Source organism: Streptomyces sp. P1-3 (assembly GCF_050613155.1).
In the GTDB taxonomy this organism is placed as follows: Bacteria; Actinomycetota; Actinomycetes; order Streptomycetales; family Streptomycetaceae; genus Streptomyces.
The window spans coordinates 2,703,956-2,717,790 of sequence record NZ_CP192512.1; the positions used below are offsets into that span (position 1 = coordinate 2,703,956).

Annotated in this window: 15 protein-coding genes; 4 read left to right on the forward strand and 11 right to left on the reverse strand. The window is 67.6% G+C overall.

The features are described 5' to 3' along the window. Positions 1 to 2: 2 nt before the first annotated feature. The 4 genes from ACQUSR_RS11155 to ACQUSR_RS11170 form a co-directional block, all read right to left on the reverse strand. On the reverse strand, positions 3 to 980 hold the full coding sequence (locus ACQUSR_RS11155; protein WP_431042410.1) for an ABC transporter permease: 978 nt from the start codon (positions 978 to 980) through the stop codon (positions 3 to 5). Continuing rightward, positions 973 to 1,896, reverse strand: a complete 924-nt coding sequence (locus tag ACQUSR_RS11160; protein WP_431042411.1) for an ABC transporter permease — start codon at positions 1,894 to 1,896, stop codon at positions 973 to 975. The genes ACQUSR_RS11155 and ACQUSR_RS11160 overlap by 8 nt, the downstream gene beginning before the upstream one ends. Before the next feature lie 4 nt (positions 1,897 to 1,900). Then, the gene (locus tag ACQUSR_RS11165) at positions 1,901 to 3,562 is read right to left on the reverse strand and encodes a peptide ABC transporter substrate-binding protein (RefSeq protein ID WP_431042412.1); all 1,662 of its coding nucleotides are present in this window, start codon (positions 3,560 to 3,562) and stop codon (positions 1,901 to 1,903) included. Positions 3,563 to 3,956: 394 nt separating this feature from the next. After that, positions 3,957 to 4,427, reverse strand: a complete 471-nt coding sequence (locus tag ACQUSR_RS11170) for a cupin domain-containing protein (protein ID WP_431042413.1) — start codon at positions 4,425 to 4,427, stop codon at positions 3,957 to 3,959. Positions 4,428 to 4,566: 139 nt separating this feature from the next. Here ACQUSR_RS11170 and ACQUSR_RS11175 point away from each other — a divergent pair, with 139 nt between their 5' ends. Together ACQUSR_RS11175 and ACQUSR_RS11180 are read left to right on the forward strand one after the other, a co-directional pair. Then, entirely contained in the window at positions 4,567 to 5,160 is a 594-nt protein-coding gene (locus tag ACQUSR_RS11175) for a DUF4291 domain-containing protein (RefSeq protein ID WP_431042414.1), read from the forward strand. 55 nt (positions 5,161 to 5,215) lie between these two features. Next, on the forward strand, positions 5,216 to 5,590 hold the full coding sequence (locus ACQUSR_RS11180; protein ID WP_431042415.1) for a hypothetical protein: 375 nt from the start codon (positions 5,216 to 5,218) through the stop codon (positions 5,588 to 5,590). A gap of 11 nt (positions 5,591 to 5,601) precedes the next feature. Here ACQUSR_RS11180 and ACQUSR_RS11185 read toward each other — a convergent pair whose 3' ends face one another. Both ACQUSR_RS11185 and ACQUSR_RS11190 read right to left on the reverse strand, forming a co-directional pair. Beyond that, positions 5,602 to 5,802, reverse strand: a complete 201-nt coding sequence (locus ACQUSR_RS11185) for a DUF397 domain-containing protein (protein ID WP_431042416.1) — start codon at positions 5,800 to 5,802, stop codon at positions 5,602 to 5,604. Positions 5,803 to 5,811: 9 nt separating this feature from the next. Continuing rightward, positions 5,812 to 6,696, reverse strand: a complete 885-nt coding sequence (locus ACQUSR_RS11190; protein WP_431042417.1) for a helix-turn-helix domain-containing protein — start codon at positions 6,694 to 6,696, stop codon at positions 5,812 to 5,814. A 101-nt stretch (positions 6,697 to 6,797) separates the two neighbouring features. Between ACQUSR_RS11190 and ACQUSR_RS11195 the strand changes: the two genes are divergently transcribed. Beyond that, positions 6,798 to 7,208 carry an ATP-binding protein gene (locus ACQUSR_RS11195; RefSeq protein WP_431042418.1) on the forward strand — a complete coding sequence of 137 codons (411 nt, stop codon included), beginning with the start codon at positions 6,798 to 6,800 and terminating at the stop codon, positions 7,206 to 7,208. A gap of 4 nt (positions 7,209 to 7,212) precedes the next feature. Continuing rightward, on the forward strand, positions 7,213 to 7,593 hold the full coding sequence (locus ACQUSR_RS11200) for a hypothetical protein (RefSeq protein ID WP_431042419.1): 381 nt from the start codon (positions 7,213 to 7,215) through the stop codon (positions 7,591 to 7,593). An 83-nt stretch (positions 7,594 to 7,676) separates the two neighbouring features. Here the strand turns inward: ACQUSR_RS11200 and ACQUSR_RS11205 are convergent, their stop codons facing one another. The 5 genes from ACQUSR_RS11205 to ACQUSR_RS11225 all read right to left on the reverse strand — a co-directional run bounded on the left by ACQUSR_RS11205 (position 7,677) and on the right by ACQUSR_RS11225 (position 13,566). Next, the gene (locus ACQUSR_RS11205; RefSeq protein WP_431042420.1) at positions 7,677 to 8,825 is read right to left on the reverse strand and encodes an ABC transporter ATP-binding protein; all 1,149 of its coding nucleotides are present in this window, start codon (positions 8,823 to 8,825) and stop codon (positions 7,677 to 7,679) included. Continuing rightward, positions 8,818 to 9,876, reverse strand: coding sequence for an ABC transporter ATP-binding protein (locus ACQUSR_RS11210; protein WP_431042421.1), 1,059 nt, complete (start codon positions 9,874 to 9,876; stop codon positions 8,818 to 8,820). The genes ACQUSR_RS11205 and ACQUSR_RS11210 overlap by 8 nt, the downstream gene beginning before the upstream one ends. Before the next feature lie 12 nt (positions 9,877 to 9,888). Continuing rightward, a complete protein-coding gene (locus ACQUSR_RS11215; protein WP_431042422.1) occupies positions 9,889 to 10,848 on the reverse strand; it encodes an ABC transporter permease in 960 nt (319 codons plus the stop codon). Then, complete coding sequence (locus ACQUSR_RS11220; protein ID WP_431047506.1) at positions 10,841 to 11,767, reverse strand: ABC transporter permease; 927 nt, start codon at positions 11,765 to 11,767, stop codon at positions 10,841 to 10,843. The genes ACQUSR_RS11215 and ACQUSR_RS11220 overlap by 8 nt, the downstream gene beginning before the upstream one ends. 146 nt (positions 11,768 to 11,913) lie before the next feature. Next, entirely contained in the window at positions 11,914 to 13,566 is a 1,653-nt protein-coding gene (locus ACQUSR_RS11225) for a peptide ABC transporter substrate-binding protein (protein ID WP_431042423.1), read from the reverse strand. Positions 13,567 to 13,835 lie beyond the last annotated feature (269 nt).

The following is a 13,835-nucleotide window of genomic DNA, read 5'->3' on the forward strand; positions in this document are numbered from 1 at the left end:
CCTCAGCGCAGTTTGGGGTCGAGGGCGTCGCGCACCGCGTCGCCGAGCATGATGAAGGCCAGCACCGTGACGCTCAGCGCACCCGCCGGCCACAGCAGCATGTGCGGGGCGTTGCGGATGTGGGTGGAGGCCGAGGAGATGTCGATCCCCCAGGAGACGGTGGGCGGTTTCAGTCCGACGCCGAGGAAGGACAGGGTCGCCTCCAGGGCGATGTACGTGCCGAGCGCGATGGTGGCGACCACGACGACGGGGGCGACGGCGTTGGGCGCGATGTGCCGCAGCAGCATCCGGGTGTTGCCCGCGCCGAGCGCGCGGGCGGCCTGGACGTAGTCGTTCTGTTTGGCGGTGACGACCGAGCCGCGGGCGATACGGGAGATCTGCGGCCAGCCCAGCAGCACGATGAACCCGACGACCGGCCAGACCGTGCCGCTGGTGACGACGGACAGGAAGACCAGTCCGCCGAGGACGATCGGGATGCCGAAGAAGACGTCCGCGATGCGCGAGAGCAGGGCGTCCCACCAGCCGCCGAAGAAGCCGGCGAGGCCGCCGAGCACGCTGCCGAGCAGTGCCGCGCCCGCCGTGGCGAAGATGCCGACCTGGATGGAGGCGCGGGCGCCGTGGACCACCCGGGTGTAGACGTCGCAGCCCTGGGTGTCGAAGCCGAAGGGGTGGCCGGGTTGGGAGCCCTCCTGGGCCTTGCCCAGGTCGCACTTGGTCGGGTTTCCGCTGGCGATGGCCTCCGGCCAGATGGCGATGACGATCAGGAAGACGATCATGAGGCCGGCGATGTCGAAGACGGGGTTGCGGATCAGGTCGTGCCAGGCGTCGGACCACAGGCTGCGCGCCTTGGTGGCCGGTTCCGGTCCCTGGGCGCGGCCAGGGCCGCGGTCCAGCGTCTCCGCTTCCCCGGTGGCCAGGTCGGCGCTGCCGCCTCCGGTCGGGGCGACGGCCTCGTTGTCGTCATACGGATGCTCAGACATAGCGGATCCTCGGGTCGAGCACGGCGTAGAGGAGGTCGACGAGGAGGTTCGCCAGCAGGAAGACGATCACCAGAATGGTGACGAAGCCGACCACGGTCGGCGAGTTCTGCCGCAGGATGCCCTGGTAGAGCTGGAATCCCACACCGTGGATGTTGAAGATCCGCTCGGTGACGATGGCGCCGCCCATCAGCGCGCCGATGTCGGTGCCGATGTAGGTGACCACCGGAATGAGGGAGTTGCGCAGCAGGTGCCGGGTGACGATCCGGTGGCGCGGCAGGCCCTTGGCGAGCGCGGTGCGCAGATAGTCGGCGCGGGTGTTCTCGGCGATGGAGGTACGGGTGAGGCGCGCGGTGTACGCGAGCGAGGTCAGGCCCAGCACGACGCCCGGGAGCAGGAGCTCGTCGAAGGGCGCCTCGGGTGACACGGACGGGTTCACCCAGTCCCACTTGACCCCGAACAGGTACTGGAGCACGTAGCCGCTGACGAAGGTCGGGATGGAGACGACGACCAGGGTGAGCAGGAGGACCGACGTGTCCAGGGCGCGGCCGCGGCGCAGTCCGCTGAAGACGCCGAGGGTGATGCCCACGACGATCTCGAAGAGGACCGCCACGATCGTGAGCCGGAGGGTGACGGGGAACGAGGTCCGCATCAGCTCGGTGACGGGCTCGCCGTTGAAGGCGGTACCGAAGTCGCCCTGGAAGATCAGCCCCATGTAGTGCCCGTACTGCCGCCACAGGGGCTCGTCGAGGTACAGCTCCTTGCGGATGCGGGCGGCGGTGGCGGGGTCGGGGGCCCGGTCGCCGAAGAGCGCGGCGACCGGGTCTCCCAGGGCGTACACCATGAAGAAGATCAGGAAGGTGCTCCCGATGAACACCGGGATCATCTGGAGCAGCCGCCGGATCACATAGCGGCCCATCCGGTCAGCTGACCTTGATCTTGTCGTAGACCGGGACGCTGAACTGGTTCAGCGCGACGTCGCCGAGCCGGTCGGAGTAGCCCGCGCTGCCGTTCTGGTACCACAGCGGGATGGCGGGCATCTGCTGGGCGAGGACGTTCTCCGCGCCCTGGAAGCCGGTCACCGCCTTGGCCGGTTCGGATTCGGCGTTCGCCTGGTCCACCAGGTCGTCGAACTTCCTGTCACTCCAGTGCCCGTCGTTGGACGAGGCATCGGTGTAGTACAGCGGCTGGAGGAAGTTCTGGATCAGGGGGTAGTCCATCTGCCAGCCGGCCCGGAACGGGCCCTTCATCTTCCGGTCGGAGATCTGGTTGCGATAGTCCGCGAAGGTGCCGACCGGGTTGCCCACGCAGGCGTTGTCCTTGTCCAGCGCGTTGTTGACGCTGTTGCAGACCGCGTCGACCCAGTCCCGGTGCGAGCCCGTGTCGGAGTTGTACGTGATCGTCATCCTGCCTCCGGGCAGGCCGCCGCCCTCGGCGATCAGCTTCTTGGCCGCCGCGGGGTCGTAGTCGCAGGCGTCGCCGCACAGCCCGGACTTGTAGCCGCCGTCCTCGCTCAGGACGGGGGAGGTCCAGTCGGTTGCGGGGGTGCGGGTCTTCTCGAAGATCTGCTCGGTGATCTGCTTGCGGTTGATGGCCCGGGAGATGCCCGTGCGCAGTTTGTCGGAGTCCGGGCCGTTCCAGTTCTTGTCGTAGAACGGGAAGGCGAGGGTCTGGATGATGCCGGCGGGCTGGTTGATGTAGCGGTCGCCCAGGTCGCTCTGGACGTTCTTCAGCTGGGCGGCGGGGATGTCGTCCACCAGGTCGAGGTTGCCGGACTGGAGGTCGGTGTAGGCGGTGTTGTTGTCGGTGTAGACGCGCAGGTCGACGCCGTTGTTCTGGGCCTGGTCGGGACCCTTGTAGCCGTCCCACTTGCGGAGTTTCATCACCGAGCCCCGGGTGTACGAGTCGACCTGGTACGGGCCGTTGCCGATCGGCTTCTTCACCCACGCGGCGTGGTCGGTGAAGAACGCCCGGGGCAGCGGGGCGAACGCGTTGTAGCCGAGGGTCTCGGGCCAGGTGGAGAACTTCTGCTTGAGCGCGACCGTGAAGGTCCGGTCGTCCTTGACCGCGAGTCCCTCAAGTGTCTTCGCGGTCGGCTGACCCTTGGTCGGGTGGACCTTGTCGTACCCCTTGATGTACTCGAAGAAGTGGGCGTTCTTCTGCTTGTTGTCGAGGTTCGCGCCGTAGTTCCAGGCGTCCACGAAGGACTTGGCGGTGACCTTCTCGCCGTTGCTGAACGTCCAGCCGTCCTTGATGGTGACGGTGTAGTTCTGCTGGTCGCTCGTCTCGATCTTCTCGGCGACCATGTCCTGGGCCGCGCCGGTCTTCGGGTCGTACCGCTTGAGCCCGCGGAAGACCATGTCGAGGACCTTGCCACCCTGGACCTCGTTGGTGTTGGCGGGCTCCAGCGGGTTCTGCGGGTCGCCCCACGAGGAACGGACGATCCCGTCCCCGCCTCCTCCGCCGCCGTCACCGCCCCCGCAGGCCGCGGCCGCGACGGCGACCACCGCCACGGCGCAGGCGGCCCACATGGTGCGCGCGGTGCGCGTGGCCGCGCGCGTGGCCGTACACGTGCCTGTGCGCATGGAGTGCCTCCTCATGGAGTGCCTCCTCAGGGTCGAAGCTCCGGCATTGGACCCAGATGACACCTAAACAATGACGGAAGCCGTCTTTCCGACCCGCCATTTGCCCGTGTTCGGCCAATAAACCGCCCGTATGCGTGGGGTGTGGTTCACCCGAACGAGCGCGGCCGGGGTCGGGCGCAGGGTCGGGGGCGGGGCTGCGGGGCGGCTCGGCCGGCGGGGCTCGGGCATGCGTACGGCCCGCCGGACGAGTGAAGGCGAGTGAAGCGGATCGGCCGTACGAAGGCCGTCGGGGTGATCGCGGTGATCGCGACGAGGAGGGCCGCCGCGGCCGGGCCCGCGCCTGACGCGGCTGAGCCCGAGCCTGACGCGGCCGGGCCCGGGCCTCGGCCGTGGGTCAGCCGTGCGAGGTCGTCTGGAAACGCCCGCGGAACTCGGCGAGGAGTTCGTCCGTCACCTCGGCGCCGGCGGCGACGGCGGCGTGCACCTCGCGGAAGTAGCCCTCGTACCCGGCGGGGGTGTAGAGGCACAGGGCGCGGCAGGTCTCCGTACCGGCGTTGCGGAAGCCGTGCGGCGTCCCGCGCACCGCGGACATCAGGTTCCCGGGTCCCACCGTCACCTCCCCTTCGCCGTCGTGCAGGGTCAACTCGCCCTCCAGGACGTAGAAGTACTCGTCATGGGCGTGGTGGACGTGCGGTCGCGCGCCGACGATGCCGGGCTCCAGGGTGAACTCCTCGAAGGAGAAGCGGCCTTCGGTGTGCTCAGCGGTCAGCCGGAAGAAGTGCGCCACTCCCGCGACGTCGATGAGTTCGCCGTCCTCGGGGCGGCGCAGCAACGGGCGTGGGGCTGAGGGTTGTTGGTTGGTCATACCGCATCCTGGCAGGTCAGGCGTACGTCTGATCCACCGAGGTGATCGAAGTCACCGATCGCGACCACCGATCGGACCGCCCATGGGACTCACCACGAATTCAGTGGCCCGGCCGCGCGCGGACGTGCACCCTTTCCCCATGCACGAGCCCGAGCGGCGCGTCCGCGCGCTGCACACCGCGACCACCGTCACCGTCTACCAGGCGTACGCCCCGCACATCGGCCTGCCCGCCGCCCGCGACGGGCGGTTCCCCGCCGCATGGAAGCGGGACCGGATGACGTGGATCAAGCCCTCGTTCCTGTGGATGATGTACCGCTGCGGCTGGGGCGCCAAGGAGGGACAGGAGACCGTCCTGGCCGTCGAGATCCGCCGCGAGGGGTTCGAGTGGGCGTTGCGCAATGCCTGTCTGTCGCACTACGAACGCGGCCTGCACCCTGACCGGGATTCCTGGAAGCGTGAGGTGAGGCGGTGCCCCGCTCGCGTGCAGTGGGACCCGGAACGCGACCTGCGGCTGACGGCGCTCCCCTACCGCTCCCTCCAGCTCGGGCTCTCCGGCGAGGCCGCGCGGCGGTACGCGGACGAGTGGACCGTCGGCATCACCGACGTGACGCCGCTCGCCCACCAGATCCAAGCGCTCGTACGGGACGGGGAGCCGGACGCCGCGGCCGCGCTGCTGCCGCAGGAGCTGCCGTACCCGGACGGGGACGGGCTCTTGGACCGGCTGCGCCCGTAGTGCCGGGGGTATAGTCGCGTGCCATTGATCTCAGGGGCATGGCAGGGGAGGGCGCGTGACGAGCGCGAAGGAGTATGACGAGGAGTTCCGGCGGCGGGCCGAGCGGAAGATGGCGTGGGGCAGGGGCCTCTTCTTCGTCACCGGGGCGCTGTGGGTCTGGTTCGCGTACCTGCTGATGATGCCGTACGAGACCGATGGGCCCGGGTCGATCGAATGCGAGTCGGTGCTCTTCGGTGACGAGCCGCTGGACGGGTGCCCGGAGGCCCGCCCGTGGTCTGAGATGCTCGGGCTGCTGGCCGTGTCCCTGCCCGTGGCGATCGCGGGTGCGGGGCTGTACGTCACCGGGCACGTCACTCAGACCATGAGCAGCTACCGGCGGGCGGTGGAGTACTTCGAGGCCGAGTCGGCGGGCGATACCGCGCGCGGGTGAAGCTAGCCGGATCACTCGGCGAGGTGGTCGAACTCCCCGCGCCTGACGGCCCGCATGAGCGCGCGGAGCGCGGCGGGCTTGGTGCGGATGACGGTGCCGGGGTCGTCGCTCTCACGGAGGTGCCTTGTTCCCATGGCGTCGGCGGCAACCTCCACGCAAGTATCGGCGCCTCCTTCACTGAAGCTCGACTTCTGCCATCTGAGCTGGGGCATAAGGCCTTCCTAGAGCAGCGGGTACAGGAGTCGCTGGATCAGCCCCAGCGAGTCCTGGGCCACGTGTGCCTCCGGCGGCATGGCGGCGTCAACCGGAGGCAGCGCCATCTCCCGCAGCCTAGCGAACACTTGCTTGTACCTCGCAAGCTCATCCGCCTCCCCGAGATAGAGGGACTGCTCGACGTGAGCCACAACGACGGTGCTCAGTTCCACGACGTTCGGTTGCACCATCGTGAAGGACGTGCCGAAACCCACTGGCCCGTCGAACGGCAGGACTTGGACGGTCACGTTGGGCAGGCGCGAGACCTCAATCAGCCGGAACAGCTGATCACGCATGATCTCTCGGCTGCCCAGCGAGACGTGCAGCGCCGCTTCGTGGACGACCGCGTGGAAGTGAGGCGCCCGATCCCCGGTCAGTATGTGCTGCCGCTGGAGGCGGAACCGGATCGCCTCGTCCAGCTCCTCCCTGGACCCGCGGGCGTAGCCGCCATGATGGATGACGGTCGCGTACTCCGGCGTCTGCAGCAGTCCCGGGATGAACATCGGCTCGTAGCTGATGATGCGTTCCGCACCGGCCTCAAGCTCCGCGATGTCGAGGAGCGACGGCCGGACGTGGCCCCGATATGGCGTCCACCAGCCCTTGCCCGACGCCTGCCCCATCTCCACCAGCGCGTCAACGTACGTTGCATCTTCACTACCACCTGCCGCCGCAAGGGCGCGCAACCGCTCCGGTGACAAGCTGGTACGCCCGGTCTCCACACTGCTGATGTGCGCCTGCTGCATGCCCATCACCGCAGCGCTCTGACCGACGCTCAGACCCGCACGTTCGCGCACCTTTCGAACCTCTGCCCCGAAGCGGCGCTGACGGTATGTGGGATTGGCCCGCAGCCCCATGACTCTCTCCCCTTTCGCGACAACAGGTTGTTAATTAACAACGCTAGCCGCTACCTTTCGTATGGCGCCAGTCACATAAGGTACTCACTGGAGGCTGCCACATGCGCATGCCCGAAGAAGCCTGGTCCTACGGACTGTTCATCCCCCACGACCCCCGCGCGATCGGCGTCGTCAGAGCCACCATCCGCAGCATCCTCAAGGCGGCACGCCTCACCTGCATCACCGACACCGCCGAACTCCTCGTCTCCGAGCTGGCGACCAACGCGTACCGCAGCGCCACGACCGACACCTTCATCAGCATGGAGTGGGAGCCCGAGCCACCCGACCTCCGTGTCGCCGTATGGGACACCGGCCCCGGGCTGCCGGAACCGCGCGCGGCCCGGGACGGCGACGAGAGCGGACGCGGGCTGGCGCTGGTCGAGAGCTGCGCCGACGACTGGGGCATCGACCGGTACCCCAACGGCAAGGCGGTCTGGTTCACCATGTCGGCCAAGCCGCACCCGGCGGAGTGAAGCCGTGCGGCACTCCCAGCACGACGACGAGCCGCTGTTCCCCATGCCACCGCTGACGGAACAGGCGCTGAGAGTCGCCGTTCGCACCCTGGACCTGAGCGCGTCCGTGCGCTTCGAAGCCGAGTTCCACGATGCCTGGCAGGAAGCGGTGCAGTTCGACAGCACCGTTCCGATGCGTACCTTTCTGCATCTCTGGGGGGTCTTCGTAGCGCTGCGGCGCTTCCCCCGACGCGCTGAGCGGCTGGAAGAGCTGGAGCGGGCAGTCGCCGAGGCGGAGAGCCGCGAAGCCGCCCGAAGCGCCGCCGCCGAGCTCGGAGAACTGCTGGACGCGGCCCGCCGCGAGGTCATGCCGACTTGGCGCGGGCCGGACACACCCGCGGGCTGATCGGGCACAACGCACAGGGCGCCCCGCGCCATGGCCGACCATGGTGCGGGGCGCCCTGTTCGGCTAACCCTCAGCGAGCGGCGTCACGCGTGGACGACGTCCTTCTCCTCCGCGAAGTGGCACGCCGACTCGTGCGCCGCCGGCGAGTCCGAGCCCTTGAAGCGCTCGGGTATCGCCAGCAGCGGGGTCTCCTTGGCGCACTTGTCCTCCGCCTTCCAGCAGCGGGTGCGGAAGCGGCAGCCCGACGGCGGGTTGGCGGGGCTGGGGACGTCGCCGGAGAGGATGATCCGCTCGCGGCCCTCGCGGGAGTCCGGGTCCGGGACCGGGACCGCCGACAGCAGCGCCTGGGTGTACGGGTGCGTCGGGTGGTCGTAGATCTCGATGTCGGTGCCGATCTCGGCCATCTTGCCGAGGTACATGACGCCGACCCGGTCGGAGATGTGCCGGACGATCGACAGGTCGTGGGCGATGAAGAGGTAGGAGAGGTTGAACTCGTCCTGCAGCTTCCCCATCAGGTTGATGACCTGCGCCTGGACCGAGACGTCCAGCGCGGAGACCGGCTCGTCGCAGATGATGATCTCCGGGTTCAGCGCCAGTCCGCGCGCGATGCCGATGCGCTGCCGCTGACCTCCCGAGAACTGGTGCGGGTACCGGTTGATGTACTCCGGGTTGAGACCCACGACGTCCAGCAGCTCCTGGACCTTCCGCCGCCGGTCGCCCTTGGGGGCCACCTCCGGGTGGATCTCGTACGGCTCGCCGATGATGTCGCCCACCGTCATCCGGGGGTTCAGCGAGGTGTACGGGTCCTGGAAGACCATCTGGATGTTGCGGCGAACGGCCTTCAGGGCGCGCCCGGACAGCTTGGTGATGTCCTGGCCCTTGTAGAAGACCTCGCCGGCGGTGGCCTTCTCCAGCGTCATCAGCAGCTTGGCGACGGTGGACTTGCCGCAGCCGGACTCGCCGACGATGCCCAGGGTCTCGCCCTGGTACAGGTCGAAGGAGACCCCGTCGACGGCCTTGACCGCGCCGACCTGCCGCTTGAAGAGGATGCCCTGGGTCAGCGGGAAGTGCTTGACCAGGTTGCGGACCTGGAGGATCGGCTCGCCGCGTTCGACGGGCGCCTCGATGGCCGCGACCGCCTCCTCGGTGGTGGCCGCCGCTACCTCCTCGACCTTGGTCACGTTCGGAGTCGCGTCCTCCACGGCCTTCATGCTCTCGTTCTCGTCAGCCATGGATCGTCTCCTTCCAAAGGTGGCACGCGCTGCCGCGGCCGGGCAGCTCGGTGCCGTCCTGCTCGGCGACCGCGTGCAGGACCGGCACATCGGTACGGCAGATGTCCTGGGCCTTCGGGCAGCGCGGGTTGAACGCGCAACCCGACGGGATCTTGAGCAGGTTGGGCGGCAGGCCCTTGATCGCGTACAGCTCCTGGCCCTTCTGGTCCAGGCGCGGGATGGAGTCGAGCAGGCCGCGGGTGTACGGGTGCGCGGGCCGCTTGTACAGCTCGTGCACCGGCGCCGTCTCCACGATCCGGCCCGCGTACATCACCGCGATCTTGTCCGCCACATCGGCGACGACACCCAGATCGTGCGTGATCAGGATCAGACCCATGTTGAACTCGCGCTGAAGCTCCGCGAGCAGGTCCATCACCTGGGCCTGCACCGTCACGTCGAGAGCGGTGGTGGGCTCGTCGGCGATGATCAGGTCCGGCTCCAGCGCCATCGCCATGGCGATCATGATGCGCTGCCGCATACCGCCCGAGAACTGGTGCGGATAATCCCCCACCCGCTCCTTCGCCGCCGGAATACGGACCCGGTCCATCAGCTCGATGGCCTTGGCCTTGGCCTCCTTCTTGGAGAGGCCCTGGTGGACGCGGAACATCTCGCCGAGCTGGTAGCCGACGGAGAGCACCGGGTTGAGGGCGGACAGCGCGTCCTGGAAGATCATCGCGATCTTCCGGCCGCGGATCTTCCGCCGCTCCTCGTTGCTCATGGTGAGCATGTCCTGGCCGCGGTAGAGGATCTGGCCCTGCGGGATCCTGCCGGGCGGCATGTCCAGGATGCCCATGATGGCCTGCGCGGTCACCGACTTGCCGGAGCCCGACTCGCCGAGGACGGCGAGCGTCTCACCGGCGCTGACGTCGTAGTTGACGCCGTTGACGGCCTTGGCGACTCCGTCGCGGGTGTGGAACTCCACGTGCAGGTCGCGGACTTCCAGCAGCGGGGTGCCGCCGTCGTCGCCGGAGCGCGGCGCCGGGACGGACGCGGTCTTCTCGATGGTGGTCACTTAACGCCCTCCTCAGCGCAGCTTCGGGTCGAGGGCGTCGCGGACGGCGTCGCCGAGCATGATGAACGCGAACACGGTGAGGCTCAGCATTCCGGCCGGGAACATCAGGACGTGCGGGTTGTCGCGGATCGCCGTCTGGGCATCGGAGATGTCGATGCCCCAGGAGATCGTCGGCGCCGCCAGGCCCATGCCCAGGTAGGACAGGGTGGCCTCGGCCGAGATGTACGCACCCAGCGCGATGGTCGCAACCACGATGGTGGGCGCGATCGCGTTGGGCAGGACGTGGCGCCACAGGATCCGGCCGGTGCCGGCACCCAGTGCGCGGGCCGCCGTCACATAGTCCGCCTGCTTGGCGGTGATGACGGAGCTGCGCGTCACGCGGGCGATGGAGGTCCAGCCGAGGAAGGCCAGGGCCAGCACCACCGTGTACACCTTGCGCTCCGTGAAGGCGTTGAGCGCCACCATGGTGCCGAGCAGGAACGGAATGCCGAAGAAGATGTCCGTGATCCGGGAGAGGACCGCGTCGAACCAGCCGCCGAAGTACCCGGCGAGCATGCCCACCAGTCCGCCGAAGAGGGTGACCACCACGGTCACGCCGACGCCGACGAGGATCGAGGCGCGGGTGCCGTAGATGACCCGGGAGTAGATGGAGCGCCCCTGCCCGTCATAGCCGAACCAGTCGGCCTGGAAGAAGTGCGACAGCTCCGGCTTCGTCAGGAAGTGGTTGGTCAGATCGCCCTTGGTGGGGTCGGCGTCGGTGAACAGGCCGGGGAACGCCGCGATCGTCAGCAGCAGTGCCAGCAGCGCCGCCGAGATCCAGAACATCGGCCGGTGGCGCAGGTCGTACCAGGCGTCGCCCCACAGGGAGCGCGGCTTCTCCTGGTGCTCCGTTGCGGCGGCGCCCGTTGCCGTCACCGCGTCCGCCACCATGGTGTCCGCCGTGCCGGACTGGGTCTTGGTCACGTCAGGCATACCGGATCCTCGGGTCCAGGACCGCGTACAGCAGGTCGATGAGCAGGTTGATCACCAGGATGATGAGGACCAGGATCGTGACGACACCGACGATCGTGGTGCCCTCCTTGCCCTGGAGCGCCCGGTAGAGGACGTAGCCCACACCCTTGACGTTGAAGATGCCCTCGGTGACGACCGCGCCGCCCAGCAGGCTGCCGAGGTCGGCGCCGAGGAAAGTGATCACCGGAATGAGCGAGTTCCGCAGCAGGTGGACGCCGACGATGCGGCGGCGCGGCAGGCCCTTGGCGAGCGCGGTACGCATGTAGTCGGCGCGCAGGTTCTCCGCGAAGGTGGTACGGGTCAGCCGTGCCACATACGCCATGGAAAGCAGGGCCAGCACAAGGCCCGGCACCAGCAACTGACTGATATCCGTGGAGTCCTGGACGTTCGGCGACACCCAGCCGAGTTCGTCTGCGAAGAGGAACTGGGCGAGGTAGCCGAGGACGAACACCGGGATCGAGATGACGATGAGCGTGAAGACCAGCACGCCGGTGTCGGCGGCCTTGCCCGCCTTGAGCCCGGCCCAGGCACCCAGGCCGATGCCGACGACGATCTCGATGGCGAGCGCGACCCCGGTCAGCCGCAGGGTGGTCGGGAACGCCTGGTTGATCTCCTCGATGACCGGGCGGCCACCGAAGGTCTTACCGAAATCGCCCTGGAAGAGCCGGACCATGTAGTCCCAATACTGCTGCAGCACGGGTTGGTCGAGCCCGTATTCGTGGCGCAGCCTCGCGACCGTGGCCGGGTCTGGCGCCTTGTCTCCCCACATCGCCTTGATGGGGTCGCCGGGGAGAATATTGACCATGAGGAAAATCAACAGAGTGGTCCCGATGAACACCGGGATCATCTGGAGCAGTCGCCTGACGACGTAGCGCCCCATCATGCCTCCATGCCGTTGGGGGGCGGCGGCGGCCTTCGTACGATCCGCGCATCAAGGGTGGGCGCGCGGCGGTACGGACCTACGCCCGCGAGCCGGTGCCGCCGTCCGTTGTCCGGAACGGCGGCACCGGCAAGCTGTCCCGATGCTTACTTCTTCACCTGGACCTGGTCGAAGATCGGGTCGCCGTCCTGACCGTACGGGATCTTCCCGAGGATCTTGGTGGACTGACCGCTGTTGACCTTGTAGTACCAGAGCGGGATGGCCGGCATGTCCTTGACCAGGATCTGCTCCGCCTCCTGGTAGAGCTTCACCGTCTCGTCGAGCGTGGGAGCCTTGTCGGCCTTGGCCGCGAGCTCGTCGAACTTCTTGTTGGCGTAACCGCTGGTGTTACCGGCAGCCTTGGAGCCGTACAGGTCACGCATGAAGTTGGAGTTGACCGGGTAGTCGAGCACCCAGCCACCGCGGTACATCGACTTGACCTGGTGCTTGTCACGCGCGTCCAGGTCGGCCTGGAAGGTCGGCTTCGGGTCGCCGACGCAGTCCACGTTCACGGCCTGCTTGATGCTGTTGCAGACGGCGTCGACCCACGGCTTGTGGTCCAGGTCGGCGTTGTACTGGATGGAGATCTTGTTCTCCGGGACGCCGCCGCCCTCTTCGATCAGCTTCTTGGCCTTGGCCGCGTCGTACTTCACGATGTCGCCGAGGGCACCGGGCTTGTGGCCCAGCACGCCGCGGGCGACGAAGCTGTCCGCCGGGGTGCGGGAGCCGTGCAGCACGGTCTTGGTGATCACGTCACGGTTGATCGCCATCGACAGGCCCTGGATGACCTTGGGGTCAATGTCCTTCCACTGCTTGGTGTAGAAGGCCGGGACGATCGACTGGACCGCGGAGTACTCCTGGTCGATGGCGCGGGCGCCAAGGTCCTGCTTGTAGTTGGCGAGCGAGGTCGACGGGACCAGCTCGATCCAGTCCACGTTGTTCGAGCGCAGGTCGGCGTAGGCGGCTTCGGCCTTCGTGTAGTTGATGAAGTCGATGCCGCCGTTCTTGGCCTTGTTCGGGCCCTGGTAGCCGTCGAACTTGCGCACCTGGACGATCTTGTTGTGGTCCCACTTGACGAACTTGTAGGGACCGTTGCCGACCGGCTTCTCGCCGTAGCCCTTGGGGTCCTTGAAGAAGCCCTCCGGCAGCGGCGCCCACACGTCGTAGGCCAGCTTGTACGCGAAGTACGAGACCGAGCTGTTGAGCGTGATCGTGAACTCGTTGTCGTTGACGACCTTCAGGCCGGACATCTTGTCGGACTTCGGGTCACCCTTCTCCGGGTGGACGTCCTCGTAGCCCTTGATGTCGGCGAACCAGCTGGAGTTGGTCTGGGCGTTCTTGACGTTCGCCGACCAGTTCCAGGAGTTCACGTAGGACTCGGCGGTGACCGGGGTGCCGTCGTGGAACTTCCAGCCCGGCTTGAGCTTGACGGTCCAGACCGAGGAGTCCTTGTTCGGCGTGACCGACTCCGCGTTGACGTTCACCAGCTTGGCGTCAGGGCTGTTGGGCTCGTAGTCGACCAGACCCGCGAAGATGGTGCGCAGGACCCGAGAGCCCTGGCTTTCCTTGGCGTTGGCCGGCTGCAGCGGGTGCTGCGGCTCGCTCAGCTGGGCCTTGACGATCCCCTCCGGGTTCGCCGTGCCCTTGTTGATGTCCGCGTCACTGTTGCCGCTACCGCTGTCGTCGCCGCCACAAGCGGTCGCGGCCAGCGCCACAACCGCCGCCATCGCGACCCACTTGGCGCTCTTGGCACCGCGCATGGGTTTGCCTCCTCAGGAGTCACTGTCACTACGAGAAGGAGGCACCGGACAACACGCTGACACCCCTGACAGCGGCGAAGACCAGGTACCCCCCGAGTTCGCTCGTAGGCCAGCGCTCCCCACAGCGCGTGACCCATTGACCCGAGCTCAATGGACCCCATGATTGAGCACGTCAGGCCCATAAACCACACTTAAAGGGTCTCGCTTTGGTCACATCATCTACGCGCGGAGCGTCGATATCCGGACAAAGCCGTCCCAGACAGACGCAC

What these genes read in the sequence shown, in the direction of transcription:
- ACQUSR_RS11155 (WP_431042410.1), bottom strand. Translation starts at nt 980, where the DNA reads ATGTCTGAGCATCCGTATGACGACAACGAGGCCGTCGCCCCGACCGGA.
- ACQUSR_RS11160 (WP_431042411.1), bottom strand. Translation starts at nt 1,896, where the DNA reads ATGGGCCGCTATGTGATCCGGCGGCTGCTCCAGATGATCCCGGTGTTC.
- ACQUSR_RS11165 (WP_431042412.1), bottom strand. Translation starts at nt 3,562, where the DNA reads ATGCGCACAGGCACGTGTACGGCCACGCGCGCGGCCACGCGCACCGCG.
- ACQUSR_RS11170 (WP_431042413.1), bottom strand. Translation starts at nt 4,427, where the DNA reads ATGACCAACCAACAACCCTCAGCCCCACGCCCGTTGCTGCGCCGCCCC.
- ACQUSR_RS11175 (WP_431042414.1), top strand. Translation starts at nt 4,567, where the DNA reads ATGCACGAGCCCGAGCGGCGCGTCCGCGCGCTGCACACCGCGACCACC.
- ACQUSR_RS11185 (WP_431042416.1), bottom strand. Translation starts at nt 5,802, where the DNA reads ATGCCCCAGCTCAGATGGCAGAAGTCGAGCTTCAGTGAAGGAGGCGCC.
- ACQUSR_RS11190 (WP_431042417.1), bottom strand. Translation starts at nt 6,696, where the DNA reads ATGGGGCTGCGGGCCAATCCCACATACCGTCAGCGCCGCTTCGGGGCA.
- ACQUSR_RS11195 (WP_431042418.1), top strand. Translation starts at nt 6,798, where the DNA reads ATGCGCATGCCCGAAGAAGCCTGGTCCTACGGACTGTTCATCCCCCAC.
- ACQUSR_RS11205 (WP_431042420.1), bottom strand. Translation starts at nt 8,825, where the DNA reads ATGGCTGACGAGAACGAGAGCATGAAGGCCGTGGAGGACGCGACTCCG.
- ACQUSR_RS11215 (WP_431042422.1), bottom strand. Translation starts at nt 10,848, where the DNA reads ATGCCTGACGTGACCAAGACCCAGTCCGGCACGGCGGACACCATGGTG.
- ACQUSR_RS11220 (WP_431047506.1), bottom strand. Translation starts at nt 11,767, where the DNA reads ATGGGGCGCTACGTCGTCAGGCGACTGCTCCAGATGATCCCGGTGTTC.
- ACQUSR_RS11225 (WP_431042423.1), bottom strand. Translation starts at nt 13,566, where the DNA reads ATGCGCGGTGCCAAGAGCGCCAAGTGGGTCGCGATGGCGGCGGTTGTG.